The sequence below is a fragment of the Streptomyces sp. NPDC053493 genome (genome assembly GCF_044544825.1).
Taxonomy (GTDB): Bacteria; Actinomycetota; Actinomycetes; order Streptomycetales; family Streptomycetaceae; genus Streptomyces.
This window is the reverse complement of the sequence record NZ_JBITXS010000003.1, coordinates 556,747-575,900: the sequence shown is the minus strand read 5'-3', so window position 1 is coordinate 575,900 and position 19,154 is coordinate 556,747. Positions and strand designations below refer to the sequence as shown.

General features: G+C 74.4%; 15 protein-coding genes. 4 read left to right on the top strand and 11 right to left on the bottom strand.

All coding sequences use genetic code 11. From position 1 onward, the window contains the following. The first annotated feature begins 183 nt into the window (after positions 1 to 183). Together ACIGO8_RS12405 and ACIGO8_RS12400 are read left to right on the top strand one after the other, a co-directional pair. On the top strand, positions 184 to 2,052 hold the full coding sequence (locus ACIGO8_RS12405) for an N-acetylmuramoyl-L-alanine amidase (protein ID WP_399728550.1): 1,869 nt from the start codon (positions 184 to 186) through the stop codon (positions 2,050 to 2,052). Positions 2,053 to 2,222: 170 nt separating this feature from the next. Continuing rightward, positions 2,223 to 4,421, top strand: coding sequence for a germacradienol/geosmin synthase (locus tag ACIGO8_RS12400; RefSeq protein ID WP_399728008.1), 2,199 nt, complete (start codon positions 2,223 to 2,225; stop codon positions 4,419 to 4,421). Positions 4,422 to 4,484: 63 nt separating this feature from the next. On the opposite strand, the gene ACIGO8_RS12395 is transcribed toward ACIGO8_RS12400, so the two are convergent. From ACIGO8_RS12395 to ACIGO8_RS12355, 9 genes are all read right to left on the bottom strand, one after another. Continuing rightward, positions 4,485 to 4,853, bottom strand: a complete 369-nt coding sequence (locus tag ACIGO8_RS12395) for an RNA-binding S4 domain-containing protein (protein ID WP_399728006.1) — start codon at positions 4,851 to 4,853, stop codon at positions 4,485 to 4,487. Between the two features lie 18 nt (positions 4,854 to 4,871). Then, positions 4,872 to 5,372, bottom strand: coding sequence for a hypothetical protein (locus tag ACIGO8_RS12390; RefSeq protein WP_386863038.1), 501 nt, complete (start codon positions 5,370 to 5,372; stop codon positions 4,872 to 4,874). A 98-nt stretch (positions 5,373 to 5,470) separates the two neighbouring features. Next, entirely contained in the window at positions 5,471 to 8,314 is a 2,844-nt protein-coding gene (locus ACIGO8_RS12385) for an ATP-binding protein (RefSeq protein ID WP_399728547.1), read from the bottom strand. 814 nt (positions 8,315 to 9,128) lie between these two features. Continuing rightward, on the bottom strand, positions 9,129 to 9,557 hold the full coding sequence (locus ACIGO8_RS12380; RefSeq protein ID WP_399728002.1) for an ACT domain-containing protein: 429 nt from the start codon (positions 9,555 to 9,557) through the stop codon (positions 9,129 to 9,131). A 20-nt stretch (positions 9,558 to 9,577) separates the two neighbouring features. Continuing rightward, the gene (locus ACIGO8_RS12375) at positions 9,578 to 9,805 is read right to left on the bottom strand and encodes a DUF397 domain-containing protein (protein WP_399728545.1); all 228 of its coding nucleotides are present in this window, start codon (positions 9,803 to 9,805) and stop codon (positions 9,578 to 9,580) included. Positions 9,806 to 9,919: 114 nt separating this feature from the next. Beyond that, positions 9,920 to 11,086, bottom strand: coding sequence for a thiolase domain-containing protein (locus tag ACIGO8_RS12370; RefSeq protein WP_399727999.1), 1,167 nt, complete (start codon positions 11,084 to 11,086; stop codon positions 9,920 to 9,922). Then, on the bottom strand, positions 11,083 to 12,162 hold the full coding sequence (locus ACIGO8_RS12365) for a thiolase domain-containing protein (protein WP_399727996.1): 1,080 nt from the start codon (positions 12,160 to 12,162) through the stop codon (positions 11,083 to 11,085). Before ACIGO8_RS12365 ends, ACIGO8_RS12370 begins: the two co-directional genes overlap by 4 nt. After that, positions 12,159 to 13,121, bottom strand: coding sequence for a Zn-ribbon domain-containing OB-fold protein (locus ACIGO8_RS12360; protein WP_399727993.1), 963 nt, complete (start codon positions 13,119 to 13,121; stop codon positions 12,159 to 12,161). The genes ACIGO8_RS12365 and ACIGO8_RS12360 overlap by 4 nt, the downstream gene beginning before the upstream one ends. Before the next feature lie 44 nt (positions 13,122 to 13,165). After that, complete coding sequence (locus ACIGO8_RS12355) at positions 13,166 to 13,969, bottom strand: crotonase/enoyl-CoA hydratase family protein (RefSeq protein ID WP_399727990.1); 804 nt, start codon at positions 13,967 to 13,969, stop codon at positions 13,166 to 13,168. A 197-nt stretch (positions 13,970 to 14,166) separates the two neighbouring features. Between ACIGO8_RS12355 and ACIGO8_RS12350 the strand changes: the two genes are divergently transcribed. Beyond that, entirely contained in the window at positions 14,167 to 15,792 is a 1,626-nt protein-coding gene (locus ACIGO8_RS12350; RefSeq protein WP_399727988.1) for an acyl-CoA synthetase, read from the top strand. A 75-nt stretch (positions 15,793 to 15,867) separates the two neighbouring features. On the opposite strand, the gene ACIGO8_RS12345 is transcribed toward ACIGO8_RS12350, so the two are convergent. Continuing rightward, entirely contained in the window at positions 15,868 to 17,388 is a 1,521-nt protein-coding gene (locus tag ACIGO8_RS12345; RefSeq protein ID WP_399727986.1) for an alpha/beta fold hydrolase, read from the bottom strand. Between the two features lie 125 nt (positions 17,389 to 17,513). On the opposite strand from ACIGO8_RS12345, the gene ACIGO8_RS12340 reads away from it, so the two are divergent. Further along, positions 17,514 to 18,329, top strand: a complete 816-nt coding sequence (locus ACIGO8_RS12340) for a pentapeptide repeat-containing protein (RefSeq protein WP_399727983.1) — start codon at positions 17,514 to 17,516, stop codon at positions 18,327 to 18,329. Here ACIGO8_RS12340 and ACIGO8_RS12335 read toward each other — a convergent pair. Then, complete coding sequence (locus ACIGO8_RS12335; RefSeq protein WP_399727980.1) at positions 18,241 to 19,122, bottom strand: GNAT family N-acetyltransferase; 882 nt, start codon at positions 19,120 to 19,122, stop codon at positions 18,241 to 18,243. The genes ACIGO8_RS12340 and ACIGO8_RS12335 overlap by 89 nt on opposite strands. Positions 19,123 to 19,154 lie beyond the last annotated feature (32 nt).

The following is a 19,154-nucleotide window of genomic DNA, read 5'->3' as shown; positions in this document are numbered from 1 at the left end:
CTGACGTGCGAAATCGCAGGTTGGGCAGGGTGATTGACGGATGTTCCGGAAGCGGCTACCCCTGTACGGGTTCGGTCCCGCACGCCCCCGCTCCCCCATCCGTTCCTGGAGGCTGCCTTGCTCCGTTCCACGTCCCTCAGACGTGTCGCGCCCGCCGTCCTGCTGCTGCCGCTGTTGTCCGGCATGCCGTCCGCCACCGCCGAGGAGCCCGTGGCGGGCTCGTTGCAGCGGCAGTTCGCGGTGGCGGCCGAGCGGCACGGTGTTCCGCAGAGCGTGCTGCTCGCCGTGTCGTATCTGCAGTCGCGCTGGGACGCCCACGGCGGCGCGCCGAGCGTGACCGGCGGCTACGGCCCCATGCACCTGACGGACGCGGCCACCGCGCTCGCCGAGGCGCCGCACCATGCGGACGGCGCGGAGGACGCGCGGGGCGACGACGCGCGGCCGCCGCGGCTCGGCGCCGAGGCTCCGCCGCCCTCGGCGGCCGGGCTTCCGCCACGTCTGCGCACGCTGGAGCGGGCGGCCGAGCTGTCCGGTCTGCCGGCAGAGGAGCTGCGTACGAGCACGGCGGCGAACATCGAGGGCGGCGCGGCGCTGCTGGCCGCGGCGCAGCGCGAGGCGGGCCTGCCGGCGAGCGCGGACCCGGCCGACTGGTACGGGGCGGTGGCGCGCTACTCGGGCGCGGACGACACGGCGACGGCCACGGCCTACGCGGACGACGTCTTCGACGTGATCCGCACCGGCGCGTCGCGCACCACGGACGACGGCCGGCAGGTCGCCCTGGCGGCCGATCCGGGCGTGGCGCCGGACACCGGGCAGGTGGCGCGGCTGGGGCTGCGGGCACCGGCGAAGGGTCCGGTGGAGTGCCCGCCGTCGGTGGCGTGCGAGTGGATCCCGGCGCCGTACGAGGAGTTCGGCGACGGCGACTACGGCAATCACGACCTGGCGGACCGGCCGGCCTCGCAGTCGGTCGACTACATCGTGATCCATGACACCGAGGCGAGCTGGGACACGACGCTGAAGCTGGTGCAGGACCCGACGTACGTGTCGTGGCAGTACTCGCTGCGGTCCTCGGACGGTCACATCGCGCAGCACCTGGCGCTGAAGGACGTGGGCTGGCACGCGGGCAACTGGTTCGTGAACGCCAAGTCGGTGGGCCTGGAGCACGAGGGCTTCCTGACCTCGCCGGACTCCTGGTACACGGAGGCGATGTACCGGACGTCGGCCCGGCTGGTGCGCTATCTGGCCAAGCGCTACGACATCCCGCTGGACCGGCAGCACGTCCTCGGCCACGACAACGTGCCGGGCACGGTCACCTCGTCCATCAAGGGCATGCACACGGATCCGGGCCCGTACTGGGACTGGGCGCACTACTTCCAGCTGCTCGGCCGGCCGATCACGCCGAGCGCGGGTCCGGACGCGGGAGTGGTGACGATCCGTCCGGAGTACGTGGCGAACCGGCCGGTGTACACGGGGTGTGTGAAGGCCGGGGAGGCGTGCGCGCCGCACGGGAGCGGGGCGGTGCGCCTGCACACCGCCCCGAGCGCCGACGCGCCGCTGGTGAAGGACATCGGTCTGCGGCCGGGCGGGCAGGATTCGACCGTCGGGGTCAATGACACGGGGGCCCGGGCGTCGACCGGCCAGAGCTTCGCGGTGGCGGAGCGGCAGGGCGACTGGACGGCGGTCTGGTACCTCGGGCAGAAGGCCTGGTTCCACAATCCGCGGACGGAGCCGACGGCGGTGAACGCGCGCGGTCTCGTCCTCACGCCGAAGGAGGGTCTGGCATCGGTGCCGGTGTACGGGCGGGCGTATCCGGAGGCCTCGGCCTACCCGGCGGGTGCCCCGGTGCAGTCGGTGTCGCCGCTGCCGTACAAGCTGCTCGCCGGTCAGCGGTACGTGGTGGGAGGCCGCACGGCGGGCGAGTACTTCTACGCACCGACGTTCGATCCCGCGGGTCACGCGGTCGTGCGCGGTCAGGAGGAGTACTACGAGATCCAGTTCGGCCATCGGGTCGCCTTTGTGAAGGCCGCTGACGTGCGGGTTTCCCGGGGCTGAGCGGGGCGCGGCCGAAACGCGCGGGGTGCCGGCCGGACCGTCGCCGGGAGGCGGTCCGGCCGGCACCTCACGCCACTCGTACGACTATTTCGGTGTTCGCGTGGGCGTGGGGTGCGAGGGGTAATGCTCGGCCGGACAGCTGCCCACGATCACCGGAAGGCCTCCCTGGCATGGCTCAGCCCTTCGTACTGCCGGATTTCTATGTCCCGTATCCGGCGCGGCTCAATCCCCATGTGGAGGTCGCCCGCGCGCACACGCGCGACTGGGCGCGTCGGATGGGGATGCTGGAGGGCTCCGGCGTGTGGGAGGAGGCGGACCTCGAGGCCCACGACTACGCGCTGCTCTGCTCGTACACCCACCCGGACTGCGACGCGGACGCGCTCTGCCTGGTCACCGACTGGTACACGTGGGTCTTCTTCTTCGACGACCACTTCCTGGAGGTCTTCAAGCGCGGCCAGGACCGGGCCGGCGGCAAGGCGTATCTGGACCGGCTGCCGCTGTTCATGCCCGCCGGCCCGGCGACCGGCATGCCCGAGCCGGTCAATCCGGTGGAGGCGGGGCTCGCGGACCTGTGGCGGCGGACCGTTCCGTCGATGTCGGCGGCCTGGCGGGTGCGCTTCGCCGAGGCGACCGAGCACCTGCTGTACGAGTCGCTGTGGGAGCTCGACAACATCAACGACGGCCGGGTCGCCAACCCGCTCGAGTACATCGAGATGCGCCGCAAGGTCGGCGGGGCGCCCTGGTCGGCCGGTCTCGTGGAGTACGCGGCGGGCGCCGAGGTGCCCGAGCGGGTGGCGTACTCCCGGCCGCTGCGCGTGCTGCGGGACGCGTTCTCGGACGCGGTCCACCTGCGCAACGACCTGTTCTCGTACCAGCGGGAGGTCGAGGACGAGGGCGAGAACAGCAACGGCGTGCTCGTCCTGGAGAGGTTCCTCGGCTGCACGACGCAGGAGGCGGCGAACGCGGTGAACGACCTGCTGACCTCGCGGCTCCAGCAGTTCGAGAACACGGCGCTCACCGAAGTGCCCGCGCTGTGCGCGGAGCAGGGCCTCGGGCCGCAGGAGGCCGCGGCCGTCGCCGCCTACACCAAGGGGCTGCAAGACTGGCAGTCCGGCGGCCACGAGTGGCATCTGCGCTCCAGCCGCTACATGAACGAGGGCCTGGCCGACGGCGCTTCGCGCACCGGCGGGCTGCCCGGCGGCCTCGGCCTGGACATCCGGACCCTGCTTGGCCGGCCGGCCGCGCAGAGGCTGCGCACGCTCAGCCATGTGCCGCACCAGTACGTGGGGCCGTCCCTGCTGCCCGCGTTCGACCTGCCCTACCCGCTGTCGGTCAGTCCTCATCACCGGGAGGCGAAGCGGCGCTCGGAGGACTGGGCGCAGGCGATGGGCCTCCTCGACGACATCTGGGACCGGCCGATGCTGGAGGGCTTCGACGTGGCGCTCTGCTCGGCGGGCATCGACCCGGACGCCGGCCTGGAGGAGCTGGAGCTCAGCGCCCAGTGGCTGACCTGGGGCACGTACGCGGACGACTACTACCCGATCGTCTTCGGGCGGCCCCGGAACCTCACGGCCGCCAAGGAGCAGACGGAGCGCCTCAAGTCCCTCATGCCGCTGGAGGATCCGGCCGCGGGCGCGGTGGACGCGGCCAACCCGCTGGAGCGGGCGCTCGCCGACGTGTGGGCGCGGACGGCACGGCCGATGAGCCGGACGGCGCGGGCCCGGTTGCGGACGGCCATGGAGCTGATGCTGGACAGCTGGCTGTGGGAGCTGCACAACGTGGCGCAGCACCGGGTGCCCGATCCGGTCGACTACGTGGAGATGCGGCGCAGCACCTTCGGCTCCGAGCTGACGATGCTGATGGGCCGGCTGCGGCGCGAGGAGGCACTGCCGGCGGAGCTCTACCGCTCGGGCACGGTGCGGGCCCTGGAGAACGCGGTCATGGACTACGGGGCGATGGTCAACGACCTCTTCTCGTACCAGAAGGAGATCGAGGTCGAGGGCGAGATCCACAACCTGGTGCTCGTCGTGCAGACCTTCTTCGACTGCGACTATCCGACGGCGGTGCGCATGGTCGACGACCTGATGCGCGGCCGGCTGCGCCAGTTCGAGCAGCTGAAGCGCCGCGAAGTACCGCTGCTGTACGAGGACTTCGGGCTTGACGCGGAGGGCCGGGCGGCGTTCGAGGCGTATCTGCGGGAGTTGGAGGACTGGCTCGCGAGCGTCCTCAACTGGCACCGGACGGCGCGTCGTTACGGGGCTCGGGACGTGCACGCGGGCGCGGGCTCGTCGGTGCTGCGGCGGGGTCCGCGGGGCCTCGGGACGGCGGCGGCCCGGCTCGCGTCGACGTACGGCTCGTCGGTGTCCTGAGCCGGCATGACGAGGGGCCGCTCCCGGTGCCGTGCCGGGAGCGGCCCCTCGTACGCGTGGTGGCTAGGTGCGTGGGCCGCGCAGCTGGTCGAGTTCGCGGCGGTCGCGCTTGGTGGGGCGGCCGGCTCCGCGGTCGCGCACGCCGGCGACGGCCACGTGCTCGCGCGGCGGCGGAGGCGGGCTGTTGTCGACGTACGCCTCGGCGGCGGCGGGCGGGCCGACCCGCTTGGTGAGCAGCTGCTTCACCTCGACGATCCGCTGCCGGCCGCCGTGGAAGAGCCGTACCTCGTCGCCGGGCTTCACGGGCTGGGCGGGCTTGGCCCGCTCGCCGTTGACCTTCACGTGTCCGGCCCGGCAGGCCGCGGCGGCCTGGGAGCGGGTCTTGGTGAGCCGGACGGCCCAGATCCAGCTGTCGACGCGCACGCTGCTCATCGTCCCCCGGCCTCCCGGTCAGCCCTGCTGGAACAGCTCGGCGGGCAGCGGCTTCAGCAGCGCGTACAGGTCGTCGGTGATGGGGCGGTCCCAACTGGCGATGGTGACCAGGACGTTGTCGCTGCGGTCGAACTGGACGCAGGAGATCCGGCTCTCGGAGAGCTTGAGCCGGCGCACGATGAGCAGGTTGTCGCCCTGCATCACCGGCACGTCCTCGCGGCCCTGCACCTCGACCGGCTCGTCGTTCTCCAGGGCCGCGAGCAGCTGGGCCACCTCGAAGGGGACCTGTCCGTCGGCGAGCTCGCGCGCCGGGGAGCCCTCCGGGAGATTGCCGATGATCATCGCGGGTCCGCGGCCGCCGAAGAGGTCGTAGCGCAGGAACACGCCCTGGCAGCTGCCGTCGGGCGCCGGGAGCAGGCCGGCGCCGAGATTGCCGGGCCAGTCCCCGGGGTCCATGGCCAGGACGTCGAAGTCCGGGCCCGCGGGTGTGGCGGCGCTGCGGCGGCGGAGGAAGGACATACCGCCATGGTACGTGTCCCGGCGCGCGATGCGGCGCGCCGGGGGCGGCGTCGATGGGGGTATCGGTGGCGGTGTCGGGCGGGGCGACGGCCGGGGCGTCACGGTGACCGGTCGCCGAGGGCCCGCAGGGCGGTGCCAAGGCCCGCGGGGTCGGTGCCGAGTTTGCGGTAGACGGCGGAGAGCAGACGGGTGACGGTGGCCCGGTCGGCGCCGAGCGCGGCGGCCGGGTCCTCACCGCGGGCGATGAGCTCGGCGGCGGCGCGCTCACGCGTGGTGAGCGTGTCGGTGCCTGCGGACAGCAGCGTACGGGGCCGCAGGCCGGCGGCGGCGAGCTCGGCCCGCGCGTCCTCGACCAGGGCGTCCGCGCCGCAGCTCTGGGCGGTCTCCAGGCCCCGGTAGAGGTGGTCGGCGGCCTCGTCGACGCGGCCGGTGCGGCGCAGCGCGGTGCCGAGGGCGACGAGCGAGCGGGCCAGCTCGTAGGCGGCGGGCGAGCGGTCGAGCCAGTCGACGGACTCCTCCAGGAGCTTGACCCGGTCGCCGTCGCTCCGGCCGGAGACCTCGGCGGTGACGCGGAGCGCCTGGCCGATCGCGGAGGGCGCCCCGTACTGGCGGGCGCGCTCGACGGCGGCGAGGGCGGTGTCGCGGGCCCGTCCGGGTGTCTCGCAGGCCTCGGCGAGCGCGAGATGGAGCTGCCAGGGACACCAGGCGGGATTGCGCATGCCGCGCGGGTCGAGGCGGCGGCCGACGGCGGCGAGCTCGGCGGCGGCCTCCTCGGTGCGGCCGGTGGCAAGCAGCAGCTCGGCGTGGACGGTCTGGGAGTCGGGGAAGGTGACGGCGGCCGGGAAGGGCTCGCCGAAGTCGTGGGTGCGGGCGATCCGCTCGGCCTCCTCGGTCCGGCCCCGGGCGAGCAGCACCTCGATCATGACGCCGGTGGCGTACCACTGGGCGGGCGTGCGCGGTCCGACGCGTTCGGCGAGCCGCAGGCCGGCGCGCACGAAGTCCTCGGCCTCGACGAGGCGGCCGCGGCGGTAGCGGATGTAGCCGAGGAGGGTGTACGCGAAGGAGAGGTGGGCGCCGCGCCAGCCCTGGCGCTCGAACTCGGCGGTGCCGGCGGCGAACAGTTCCTCGGCGCGGCCGGGCCGGTCGGCGTAGAGGAAGGTGAGGGCGACGAGGACGGGCACCTCGAAGCCGCGGCTTTCGTCGGCCCAGCTCAGGCCGCCGTCGAGGGCGCGTTCGGCGTGGCCGACGGCGAGGGCGGCGGGCTCGGCGCGGAGGGTGGCGTCCCAGGCGCGCAGGCCGATGATGTAGCGCTCGGTGAGGTCGCGGCCGGTCAGGCGGTCGGCGAGTGTGGCGAGCCGGCGGGAGCGGGCCGGCGAGTCGGGCTCGTCGGCGCGGAAGGCGTCCCACATGAACTTCTCGGACTGCATCCGCAGCCGGGTGCGGGCGTCGGTGGTGAGCCGGGACTCGCGGTCGAGGAGTTCGGAGGCCTCGACGAGCCGGTCGCTGTGGGCGAGGACCTGGGAGAGCCGGTAGACGATGCCGTGGCGCAGGGCCGGGTCGGCGACCGGTTCCTCCAGGGCGGCGCGCAGGTGGTTGACGGTGGTGGCGGGCTCGGTGAGCAGGGAGGCGGAGCCGAGTTCGAAGAGGACGGCGGCCCGCTCGTCGTGGTCGGGAGGTTCGCGCAGCGCGCGGGCGAGATAGCGGCGGGCGGTGTCGGGCGCGCCGGCCCGCAGGGTCTCCCGGGCGGCCGCCCGCAGGTTCTTGACGACCCACGGGTCGCCTTCGGGATGGGTCTCGACGAGGTGGCGGGCGGCGGCGGTGGGGCCGAGCCCGGCGTCGACGACGCACCAGGCGGCCTGGCCGTGCAGGGCGACGCGGGTGGCGGCGGGAATCGCGTCGTAGACGGCGGTGGCGATGAGCGGATGGACGAATTCGAGGGTGTCGGCCGTGGTTTCGGGTCCGGACGCGGTATCGGCTCCGGACGGAGACGGGAACGGAGACGGGAACGGGGACGCGGAGGCCGGTCGCGCGGCGGGGCCGGTGTCGGGGTGGGCGGGGCGGCGGGCCGGGGCGAGGACGCGGGTGCGGCGCAGGAGCTCGGCGCAGCGGGCGACCTCGTCGCGGCCGAGTCCGGCGACGGCGCCGGCGAGCTGCGGGGAGATCTCGGTGCCGAGGACGGCACAGGCCCAGGCGAGGCGGACGGCGGCGGTGCCGAGCCGTTCGATCTGGGCGATCAGGCCGCTGCCCTTGACGGCGGCGGCGAGGTCGCGGAGGGCGGGTGCGCGCTCGGCGGTGGGTTCGAGGCCGCGGTCGCGGATCCGGGCGGCGAGTTCGACGGCTTCGAAGGGGTTGCCGGAGGTGACGGTCCAGCACTCGCGGCAGAAGGCGTCGTCGGCGTGGGCGCCGACGCGGTCGCGGACGAGGCGGGCGATGGCGGTGGAGGTGAGCGGCTCCAGGCCGAGCGGGCGCTGCCCGGACCGGCGTCCGGTGAACTCCTCTCCGGACTCGGGGAGTTCGTCGGGGCGGTAGGCGACGACGAGCAGCATGGGCAGCTCTTCGGCGCGGGGCGAGAACGCGGAGAGCCAGCCGAGGGACTCCGGGTCGGCCCAGTGGGCGTCGTCGAGGACGACGACGAGCGGGGCGCGGCGTACGGCGAGGTGGGTGAGGACCCAGTCGAGCCCGTCGCGCAGTCCCTGCGGGTCGGGCGGCGCGCCCTCGGCGGCGGTGCAGAGCCCGAGGGCGGGGCCGACGATGTCGTACCAGCTGCCGAGCCGGTCACGGAGCTCGGTACGGGAGGCGGCGGCCAGTTGGGGCTGCAGCAGCTGCCGCGCGACGTGGAACGCCACCCGCTGTTCCTGGTCCCCGCCCCGCGCGGACAGCACGGTGCACCCCTTGGCGGCGGCCCGCCGCCGGATCTCGGCGAGCAGCGTGGTCTTTCCCATCCCGGCGGGCGCGGCGAACGCGAGCACCCCGCCCCGCCGCGGAGCGGCACGGACGAACCCGGGCGCGGCAGCTTCGGGACCGGTGTGCCGTGCGCCCGGCGCGGTGGTGGTGTCCTCGTCGCCGGTGGCGCTCGGCTCCCGGCGGGAGCCCGGCGCGGGCGCGGCACCGTCCGCGTCCGGGCCGGGCACGACGCGCAGCCGGGGCGCCGAGGAGGCCTGGCGCGGCTGGGGCACGCGGGCGGTGCGGCCGTGCGGGGCGCCGGAGCCGGGCACGGCGGCCGGGCCCGCGGGCCCCAGTCCCGCGCCACCGCCCGGGCCCGCAGGTCCGTCCCCGCGACCCTGTGCCGCGCCACCGCCCGCGCCCGCAGTTGCGTCCCCGCGCGCGCGTGACACGCCACCGCCCGGGCCCGCAGGTCCCTCCCCGCGCGCCTGCGCCGCGTCCGCAGGCCCGGCGGGCGCGTCCCCGTGCCCCCTCACCGCGCCCGGGTCCGCTTCCGGCCGGCCCTGGTCAGGGGCCGTCGGGGCGGCTTCGCCGGGCGGGGCGTGCCGGGCCGGCGGGTCCGGCCGGCGGGCCGGGGTGTGGCCGGTGAGGAGGTTCAAGGCCTCCTCGGCCGCGGCGAGTTCGGTCTCGCGTTCGATGAGGCCGAAGCCTCGCTGTGCTGACATCGTCCACCCCCACGACGGGGGGCGCACGCCCGGCGCACGAGGGGTGCGCCGGGGCGGTCGCCCCGCGAAGGACCCCAGCGTACGCCGGGACGCGACCATGAGGACGGGGATTGTGAGGGTTACGTGAAAAGACCTCCGCGGGTCCGGCTCAGCGCTCCGCGGACGCCGGTCCGGGCTGCCCGCCGCGTCGGGCGAGGTCCTCCAGGACGGCCAACGCCTCCTGCGCGCGGGCGTGTTCGACGAAGAGGTGGTCGTGGTGGTAGCCGGCGACGACGTTGCAGCTCAGCCCGGCGTCGGCGAGCGCGCCCGCGACGGCCGCGGTCAGGCCGACGGCGTCGAGCGCGGAGTGGACCCGCAGGGTGATCCAGCCGGCCACGTAGTCGTACGCCAGCGAGGCCGCGTCGGCGTCCTCCTGGCGTACGACCAGCGTCAGGCCCTCGCGCTCGGCGACGGTGACGACCGGCGCGAGGCCGGCCGGCGCGGCGGTGCCGGCGACGGCGGTGAAGACGTAGCGGCCGTCGTGGAGCTCCGGCCGCATCCCGGCGACGAGCCGGGTCAGATCACGCTCCGCACTCATGATCAGATCTTAGGGCGGTGTCACGTGAGGTCGAACTCGCCCTCCCGCGCGTTCACGACGAACGCCCGCCACTCGGCCGGGCTGAACACGATCGACGGCGCCTCCGGTCGCCGCCCGTTGCGCATCGCGATGAAGCCCTCGACGAACGCGATCTGGACGTCCCCCACGCCCTGGCTCCCGGAGCGCCAGTCCGCCTGCGACAGGTCGAGGTCCGGCAGGTCCCGCCCCGACCAGGCGTGCTGGGTCATGGTGCTGCTGTCCGTCACGTCCGTGCTCCTCTCGCGCCTCACGCGTCCCACGCGTCACGCTGTGCTGCTCGTCCGGGCCTCAGCGTAGCGAGCGGTCCCGGCCGCGGACAGACCTCAGCCGGTCGGCGGCCGGTCGCCGACGAGCCACATCGAGAAGAACTGCGCGCCCCCGCCGTACGCGTGCCCGAGCGCCGTGCGCGCCCCTTCGACCTGGTGCGCGCCGGCCTGTCCGCGCACCTGGAGCGCGGCCTCCGCGAAGCGGATCATGCCGGAGGCGCCGATGGGATTGGTGGACAGCACGCCGCCGGAGGGATTCACGGGCAGGTCGCCGCCGAGTTCGGTGACGCCGGCCTCGGTGAGCTTCCAGCCCTCGCCCTCCGCCGCGAAGCCCAGGTTCTCCAGCCACATCGGCTCGTACCAGGAGAACGGCACGTACATCTCGACCGCGTCGATCTGCCGGCGCGGGTCGGTGATGCCGGCCTGCCGGTAGACGTCCGCGGCGCAGTCCTGGCCGGCCCGCGGGGAGACGAAGTCCTTGCCGGCGAAGAGGGTGGGCTCGCTGCGCATCGCGCCGCCGAGCATCCAGGCCGGCGGGTGGGGCGAACGGGCCGCGCCGGCACGGTCGGTGAGGATCATCGCGCAGGCGCCGTCGGAGGACGGGCAGGTCTCGGAGTAGCGGATCGGGTCCCACAGCATCGGCGACGCCTGCACCTTCTCCAGCGTGATGTCGTGCTCGTGGAGATGGGCGAACGGATTGAGCAGGGCGTTGCGGCGGTCCTTGTACGCGACGAGGGAGCCGATCGTGTCGGGCGCGCCGGTGCGCCGCATGTAGGCGCGCACGTGCGGGGCGAAGAAGCCGCCGGCGCCGGCGAGCAGCGGCTGCTGGAACGGGATCGGCAGCGACAGGCCCCACATGGCGTTGGACTCGGACTGCTTCTCGAAGGCGAGGGTGAGGACGGTGCGGTGGACCCGGGCGGCCACCAGGTTGGCGGCGACGAGGGCGGTGGAGCCGCCGACGGAGCCGGCGGTGTGGACGCGGAGCATCGGCTTGCCGACCGCGCCGAGCGCGTCGGCGAGGTAGAGCTCCGGCATCATCACGCCCTCGAAGAAGTCGGGGGCCTTGCCGATGACGACGGCGTCGACGTCCGCCCAGGTCAGCTCGGCGTCGTCCAGGGCGCGCCGGGCCGCCTCGCGGACGAGGCCGGCGAGGGAGACGTCGTGGCGGGCGGCGACGTGCTTGGTCTGCCCGATGCCGACGACGGCGACCGGTTCCTTGCTCATTGCGAGTCCCCTTCCAGGACGGCGACCAGGTTCTGCTGGAGGCAGGGCCCGGAGGTGGCGTGGGCGAGGGCGCGGTCGGAGGCGCCGCGGTGGATGCGGGCGGCGGCCTCGCCGAGCCGGATGAGTCCGGCGGCCATGACGGGGTTGGCGGCGAGCGGGCCGCCGGAGGGGTTGACGCGGACGTCGGCGCCGAGGCGGAGGGCCTTGCGCAGGACCACCTCCTGGGAGGTGAAGGGCGCGTGGAGTTCGGCGGTGTCGACGGGCCGGGCGGCGGCCGGGTCGAAGGCGCCGGCGCGTTCGGCGGCCAGGCGGGTGGACGGCGAGTCGGTGAGGTCGCGCACGCCGAGCGCGTGGGCCTCGATGCGGTGGTCCATGCCGGTGATCCAGGCGGGCCTGGCACACAGTTCGCGGGCCCGGTCGCCGGCGGCGAGGACGACGGCGGCGGCGCCGTCGCCGATCGGCGGGCAGTCGCCGGTGCGCAGCGGGGCGACGAGGTGGTCGCCCTGCGGGCGGGCGCCGGGCAGCTGGGCGTGCGGGTTGGCGGCGGCGTCCTGGCGGCTGCGGGCGGCGATCGCCGCGAGCGCCTCCTCGTCGGTGTCGCCGGCGTCGATGAGCGCCTGGGCCTGGAGCGCGGCGAGCGCGACGGAGTCGGGCCAGAGCGGGGCGACGTAGTACGGGTCGAGCTGGCGGGTCAGCACGTCGCGCACGGAGCCGGGCGAGGACTTCCCGTACGCGTAGACGAGCGCCGTGTCGGCCTCGCCGGTGAGGAGCTTCACCCAGGCCTCGTAGAGCGCCCAGGCGCCGTCCGTCTCCACGTGGGACTCGGAGATCGGCGGCCAGGCGCCGACGCCGTCGAGGGCCATGGTGAAGGAGAAGGCGCGGCCGGCGAGGTAGTCGGAGGAGCCGGAGCAGGTGAAGCCGATGTCGGAGGTCTTCAGGCCGGTCTGCCGCAGCACCTCGTGCAGGACCGGCATCACCATCTCGACCTCGGAGAGTTCGTCGGTGCGCCGGGTGTGGTCGGTCTGGGCGAAGGCGACGATCGCCACGTCGCGGGCCGGTCGGCTCTCAGCGCTCACAGCAGCTCCTTGTACGTGTCGTAGTCGGCGTCCGGCTCTCCGCTGGGGCGGTAGTGGTCGGGATAGCGGCCGTTCTCGCTCCATACGGGCTCGACGCGCAGGCCCATTCGGACCTGGTCGTAGGGGATGCCGGCGATCCGGCCGTGCAGGGCGAGTCCGGCGCCGTCGAGGGCGATGTGGGCGTAGACGTAGGGGACGTCGATGTCGAGGTTCTTGGCTTTGATGTTGACGATGCAGAAGGTGGTGACGGTGCCGCGGGGGCCGACCTCGACGCGTTCGGTGGTCGCGACGCCGCAGGTGGGGCAGGCGCCGCGGGGCGGCACGTACACCTTGGCGCAGGACGGGCAGCGTTCGCCGACGGTGCGTCGTTCGGCGAGGGCGTGGAGATAGGCGGTCTGGGCGCGGCCGGGGCTGTAGGTGTAGTCGAGGCGGGCGGCGGCGACGATGCCGGTGACCGGCTCGTCGAAGGCGCCGTCGTGCGGGCGGGGTTCGCCGCCGGCGGCGTCCGGGCCGTGTTCGTACGGTTCGAAGCAGGCGATGTCGGTGATGGCGCCGGCGCGTTCGGCGGCCCAGCGGATCCGGACGCGCAGGCCGGTGCGTACGGCGTCGGGGCCGGGCGCGTCGAGGGCGTGCAGGAGCGCGGTGTCGGCGCCGTCGAGCCGGACGAGGACCCAGGCGAAAGGGGTGGCGAGCGGCTGGCCGGGGCGGGGCTCGGGGTTCCAGGCCCAGGTGGTGACGGTGCCGGTGGCCTCGACCTCGACGAGGTCGCGCAGCTCGGCGGCGGTCTCGGGGTCGTACTCGACGGGTGGGACGAGGATCCGTCCGGCCTCGGTGCGCACGCCGAGGACGATGCGCTCGCGCAGGCCGGTGAGAAAGGCGGACTGGACGGGGCCGAGGGAGCGGGTGAAGGGGAACTCGACGACGAGGGGCGCGCGGAGGGTTTCGGGGGCGGCGGTCACGGGGGCTCCAGGGGGTCGGTGGGCGGGCTGCGGGCGGGGCGTGGTCACTGCCGGCGGTAGACCGGCGGCCGCTTCTCCGCGAAGGCGCGCGCGCCCTCCTTCGCGTCCGCCGTCGCGAAGATCGGCCAGCCCCGCTTGAGTTCCGCCGCCAGGCCCTCCTCCTCCGTCAGCTCGGCGGCCTCGTAGACGGATGCCTTCACGGCTTCGACCGCGAGCGGCCCGCAGGCGTTGATCCGTTCGGCGGTCTCCAGGGCGGCGTCGAGGGCGGTGCCGTCGGGGACGACGCGGCCCACGAGGCCGATGCGGGCGGCCTCTTCGGCGGTGTAGGGCCGGCCGGTGAGGAGCATTTCGAGGGCGTGCGTGCGAGGGATCTGCCGGGGCAGGCGGACGGTGGACCCGCCGATCGGGAACAGGCCGCGGCGGACCTCGAAGAGGCCGAAGGTGGCGGAGGCGCCGGCGAGGCGGATGTCGGTGCCCTGGAGGATCTCGGTGCCGCCGGCCACGCAGGGTCCCTCGACCGCGGCGATGACGGGTTTGCGCGGGCGGTGGTGGCGGAGCATCGCCTTCCAGTGCAGGTCGGGGTCGGCGGTCATCCGGTCCCGGTACCGCTCCCCTTCCATGCCCTTGCCGGCGAGCGCCTTGAGGTCCATGCCGGCGCAGAAGGAGCCGCCGGCGCCGGTGAGGACGACCGAGCGGATCGAGTCGTCGGCGTCCGCCTCCAGCCAGCCGTCGTAGAGGCCGACGAGCATCGCCAGGGACAGGGCGTTCCTCGCTTCGGGGCGGTTCAGGGTGAGAACGAGTGTGGCGCCTTCGCGCCGCACGCTGAGGTGTTCGGTGCTGCCGCTCATCGGCATCTCCCGGATCCGGTGGCCGTCTCCATTTCTGGAACAGGTTGCAGGAGTGGCGGGATCAGTTCAATAGTTTTCTGACAGTCAGTCAGATTCTTCTGCGCGGGCCCTTCCCACCTCCGCCCGTCGGCGCTCTAATGACCGCGCCAGTCACCGACAGGCCGGTCCGCGCGTGGGGACCGGGATCAGGAGGAACGGTGGAGTACAACCTTGCCGACCTGTTCGAATCGGTCGTGGACGTGGTCCCGGACCGCGAGGCGCTGGTCTACGTCGACCACCCGGGCACGGGAGCCGAGCGCCGGCTGACGTACGCCGAGCTGGACGCCGCGGCCAACCGGCTGGCCCACCACCTGATCGACGCGGGGCTGCGCCCCGGCGAGCACCTCGGACTCCACCTGTACAACGGCGTCGAGTACCTCCAGACCGTGCTCGCCTGCCTCAAGGCCCGGCTCGTGCCGGTGAACGTCAACTACCGCTACGTGGAGGAGGAACTGGTCTACCTCTACCGGGACGCCGATCTGGCCGCACTCGTCTTCGACGCCGAGTTCACCGGGCGGGTCGCGGCCGCGCTGCCGCGGACGGAGAAGCTGCGGCACCTCGTGCGGGTGGGGACCCCGCCCGAGGGAGCGCCGGGGCTCGACTGCGTGGAGTTCGCCGCGGCCGAGGCGGCCGGCTCACCCGGGCGGGGCTTCGCGCCGCGGTCGGCCGACGACCTGTTCATCATCTACACCGGTGGCACCACGGGCATGCCCAAGGGCGTGATGTGGCGCCAGGAGGACCTGTTCTTCGCCGGCCTGTTCGGCGGCGATCCCAGCGGGGAGCCCGTGAAACGGCCCGAGGAGCTGGCCGAGCGGGTCGCGGCCGGCGGCGCCGGACTCACCTTCTTCCCCGCGCCGCCGTTGATGCACGGCACCTCCACGCTCACCTCCTTCATCGCGTTCAACTACGGGCAGCGGGTGGTGATCCACCGCAAGTACGCGCCCGAGGAGGTGCTGCGCACCATCGAGAAGGAGAAGGTGTCCAGCGTCTCGCTGGTCGGCGACGCGATGCTGCGCCCGCTGGTCGACGCGCTCACGGGACCGCTCAAGGGCACCGACCTGTCGTCCCTGTTCAGCGTCTCCTCGTCCGGCGCGATCATGTCGGACACCGTGCGCGAGCAGTTCCAGGCCCTGGTGCCGAACGTGCTCCTGCTCAACAACTTCGGCTCCTCCGAGTCCGGCTCCAACGGCCGCGCCACCGACGACTCCGGCCCGGCCAAGGGCTTCCGGCTGCACGTCAACGAGCGCACCCAGGTCGTCGACCCGGCCACCCACGAACCGGTCGCCGTCGGCGAGACCGGCCGGCTCGCCCAGCGCGGCCATGTGCCGCTCGGCTACTACAACGACCCGGCGAAGACCGCCGAGACCTTCTTCCAGAAGGGCGCGGAGCGCTGGGTGCTCCTCGGCGACATGGCCACCGTCGACGCGGACGGAGTGGTCACCGTCCTCGGGCGCGGCTCGCAGTGCATCAACACCGGCGGCGAGAAGGTCTATCCGGAGGAGGTCGAGCAGGCGCTGAAGTCCCATCCGGACGTGTACGACGCGCTCGTCGCCGGCGTACCGGACGCGAGGTGGGGCAACCACGTGGCGGCCGTGGTGCAACTGCGGGCCGGGGCGGCGCCCCTGGACCTCGCGGCGCTGCAGACCCACTGCCGCACCCGGCTGGCCGGCTACAAGGTCCCGCGCCAGCTCGTCCTGACCGACCGGATCCAGCGCTCGCCCAGCGGCAAGGCGGACTACCGGTGGGCCCGGTCGGTGGCCGCGGAGGCCGACACCCGGCCGTGACCGGTCCTCCACGGCGCCCGCCCACGGCCTGGCCCGCCGGCCGCGCCGGGCCGGCCGGTCAGCCGGCTCGTCCGTCTAGACCCCGAACTCCCGCAGCGCCGCGAGAAACTCGCGGGGCCGGGTGTGGTGGATCAGGTGCCCGGCGTCGATGGTGACCAGGCGCGCGTCCGCGATCCGGTCGGCCATCCAGGCCAGCTCCTCCTGCCGCAGATGGCTCCGCTCGCCGCCACCGAGGATCAGGGTCGGGGCGGTCACGGCCGACGCCTCCGCGCGCCAGGCCGGGTCCGGGTCGTTGAGCTGGGCGTCGGTGGCGCCGACCACCGCCCAGTCGAGGCCGAGTGGCCCGTCCGGCCGCTCGGCGGGCCCGCGCGGCGGGTCGAGCGGGAAGAACGCCGGCGAGTCCTCCAGCACGAGCCGGCCGATCAGGCCCGGCTCGCGCTGCGCCAGCAGATAGGCCGCCGCGCCGCCCATCGAGTGCCCGACCACGGTCGCGCCGGCCAGACCGAGCGCCTTCAGGAAGCCGCCGAGCTCGTCGCGGAAGACGTCGAAGCCGTAGCGGCCGGGCCAATCGCTCAGTCCGTGGCCGCGCAGGTCGACGGCGTACACCCGCCGGTCGGCGGCCAGCTCGATGGTGACGTCGGTCCAGTTGACGCTGTTCTCGCCGCGCCCGTGCACCAGGACGACCGGCGGGGCGTCCTGGGGGCCGATGACCCGGTAGGCGAGGCGGACGCCGTCGACGGTGACCGTGCGCACCGCCGGGTCGAGGAAGGCGGCGACCGGGCGGACGAGGGCGCCGGAGTCGTCGATCCACGGGAAGTGGCCGGATCGCGGCAGGACAAGGAGTTCGGCGTGCGGGAAGCAGGCGGCGAACGCGGCCGCCTTCGCCGGGGCGGGGCCCGCGTCGTACTCGCCGGCGAGGACGAGGACGGGCGCCGTCAGCCGCCGCAGGGCCGCCCGGGTGGCCTCGGGGTCGAAGGCGCCGGGTGCGTAGAAGGCCTCGGCCGCCGCCCAGTTCATCTCCGTGGCGGCGCCCGCCGCGTGCTCCCGCGCGGCCTCGTCCCAGCGGCCGTACGCGAAGGGCATCGCGATACGGGAGACCTCGGACATCGGCGTGTCGGGCCCGGTGCCGTCCAGGGCGGCCCGCGCCTCGGCGTACCACGGCTGGTCGGAGAAGACCTCGGCGGCCTTGTCCCACTCCTCGTCCGTGGTGCCGACGCCGACGGCCCGGGTGCTCGGGGTGACCAGGACCAGGGCGGCGAGCCGCTCGGGGTGCGCCGCCGCGTAGAGGGTGGCCAGGGCGCCGCCGGCGGAGTGGCCGAGCAGGTCGAATCGGTCCAGGCCGAGGTGGACGCGCAGCGCCTCGACGTCGGCGACCTGGCGGTCGCAGCGACAGCTCTCCGGGTCGGCGGGAACGTCGCTGCCGCCCGTACCGCGCGGGTCGAGCACGATCAGGGTGCGGTACGCGGTCAGTCCGCCGAGGTCGCCGAGATAGCCCGCGTCGCGCATGGGTCCGCCGGGCAGGACGACGAGCGGGTCGCCCTCACCCTGGATCCGGTAGGAGAGTCGGGTTCCGTCGTACGTGGTGAACTGAGGCATGCCGTCGATCCTCGCCGGGCCGGGAGGCGCGGGGCAACCGAGTTCGCCCAGGGCGCGATACGGTGGGACGTCCGCGGGCGCCGGCCCGCACGCCGCCCCCCACCAGCGAAGGAAGCCGTTTCACCGTGTCCGAGACCCGTCACGCCGAGCTGCGCGGTGACTGCGCGAACTGTTTCGGGCTGTGCTGTGTGGCCCTCCCCTTCGCCCGCTCCGCCGACTTCGCCGTGAACAAGTCCTCGGGCGAGCCGTGCCGGAACCTCGGGCAGGACTTCACCTGCTCGATCCACGCCCGGCTGCGGGACAGCGGATTCCAGGGCTGCACCGTCTACGACTGCTTCGGCGCCGGCCAGAAGGTCTCGCAGGTGACGTTCGGCGGGGTGTCGTGGCGGGAGGCCCCGGACAGCGCCCGGCAGATGTACGAGGTGTTCCCGGTGATGCGTCAGCTGCACGAGCTGCTGCGCTACCTCACCGAGGCCCGGGCGCTCGCCGCGACCCGCCCGCTCCACCGCGACCTCGACCGCGCCCTGGCCCGGGTGACGGAGCTGACCGAGGGCTCGGCGGACGAGCTGGAGAAGCTGGACGTGGGCCCGGTGCGGGCCGAGGTGAACCCGCTGCTCCTGAAGAGCAGCTCCCTGGTCCGCGCGGCGGCCGGCGGCAAGCCGAAGGACCGGCGCGGCGCCGACCTCATCGGCAAGCGGCTGCGCGGGGCGAAGCTGCGGGGCGCGGACCTGCGCGGGGCGCTGCTGATCGCGGCAGACCTGAGCGGGGCGGACCTGTCGCTCACGGATCTGATCGGCGCGGACCTGCGCGACGCCGACCTGTCGGGCGCGGACCTGACCGGCGCGCTGTTCCTCACCCAGCCCCAGCTGAACGCGGCCCGCGGCGACGCGGCCACCCGGCTGCCCGAGGGCTTCGAACGGCCCGCGCACTGGACCCGCTGACCCGCTGGCCGCGGTCCTCGAGCTCGTAGACGTACGGGGTCGTCGTCGTCAGTTCGGCGAAGCCGAGGCGGGCCAGGATGGGGCGGCTGGTGTCGGCGGCGTCGACCTGGAGGTAGCGGTAGCCGCGCGCCGCGGCGATACGGGCGCGGTGGGCGACCAGGGCGCGGTAGAGGCCCTTGCCGCGCCAGGCCTCGACGGTGCCGCCGCCGTACAGACCGGCGAAGTCGCTGTCCTCGGGAAGGTCGAGGCGGGCGGCGCTGACGGGCGCGCCGTGGGCCAGGGCGACGACGGCGGCGACGGTGCCGGGCGCCTCGGCGAGCTGGTCGAGGAGGCGGCGCCCGATGTGCGAGGAGTCCGTGCCGAAGGCCCGCTCGTGCACCTCGACCACGTCGCGTACTCCGGCCTCGTCGGTGACCGCGCGCAGCTCGACGCCGGCCGGCAGGTCCACGGGCGTGGAGACGGCGGCCGCCTCGCCGACCATGAGGGTCTCGCGCTCCTCCGGCACGAAGCCTGCGGCGAGGAGCCGGCCGGCGAGGTCGGCGGGGCCGTCGTGCCCGTACAGCTTCCATTCGAAGCTCCGCCCGGCGGCCGTGAAGTGACGGATCTGCGCGGCGACGGCCGCGTCGGCGTCGGACACGCCGAGGCCGGACCACAGCACGCCGTTCCAGCCGTGGGCGGGCCCGGTCTGGCGGACGACGGGCCCGTCGCGTTCGACGCGGGCGCCGGGCCCGTCGGGGCGGGCGCCGAGACGGAGCTGCCGGTCGTAACGGTTGCGCAGTGCGGTGAGGTCCATGGCCCCACCCCAGCATCCGCCGTGGCGCCCGC

Excerpts from the sequence above, each read along its gene's own strand:
- ACIGO8_RS12405 (WP_399728550.1), top strand. The coding sequence starts at position 184 with ATGCCGTCCGCCACCGCCGAGGAGCCCGTGGCGGGCTCGTTGCAGCGG.
- ACIGO8_RS12400 (WP_399728008.1), top strand. The coding sequence starts at position 2,223 with ATGGCTCAGCCCTTCGTACTGCCGGATTTCTATGTCCCGTATCCGGCG.
- ACIGO8_RS12395 (WP_399728006.1), bottom strand. The coding sequence starts at position 4,853 with ATGAGCAGCGTGCGCGTCGACAGCTGGATCTGGGCCGTCCGGCTCACC.
- ACIGO8_RS12390 (WP_386863038.1), bottom strand. The coding sequence starts at position 5,372 with ATGTCCTTCCTCCGCCGCCGCAGCGCCGCCACACCCGCGGGCCCGGAC.
- ACIGO8_RS12385 (WP_399728547.1), bottom strand. The coding sequence starts at position 8,314 with ATGGGAAAGACCACGCTGCTCGCCGAGATCCGGCGGCGGGCCGCCGCC.
- ACIGO8_RS12380 (WP_399728002.1), bottom strand. The coding sequence starts at position 9,557 with ATGAGTGCGGAGCGTGATCTGACCCGGCTCGTCGCCGGGATGCGGCCG.
- ACIGO8_RS12375 (WP_399728545.1), bottom strand. The coding sequence starts at position 9,805 with ATGACCCAGCACGCCTGGTCGGGGCGGGACCTGCCGGACCTCGACCTG.
- ACIGO8_RS12370 (WP_399727999.1), bottom strand. The coding sequence starts at position 11,086 with ATGAGCAAGGAACCGGTCGCCGTCGTCGGCATCGGGCAGACCAAGCAC.
- ACIGO8_RS12355 (WP_399727990.1), bottom strand. The coding sequence starts at position 13,969 with ATGAGCGGCAGCACCGAACACCTCAGCGTGCGGCGCGAAGGCGCCACA.
- ACIGO8_RS12345 (WP_399727986.1), bottom strand. The coding sequence starts at position 17,388 with ATGCCTCAGTTCACCACGTACGACGGAACCCGACTCTCCTACCGGATC.
- ACIGO8_RS12335 (WP_399727980.1), bottom strand. The coding sequence starts at position 19,122 with ATGGACCTCACCGCACTGCGCAACCGTTACGACCGGCAGCTCCGTCTC.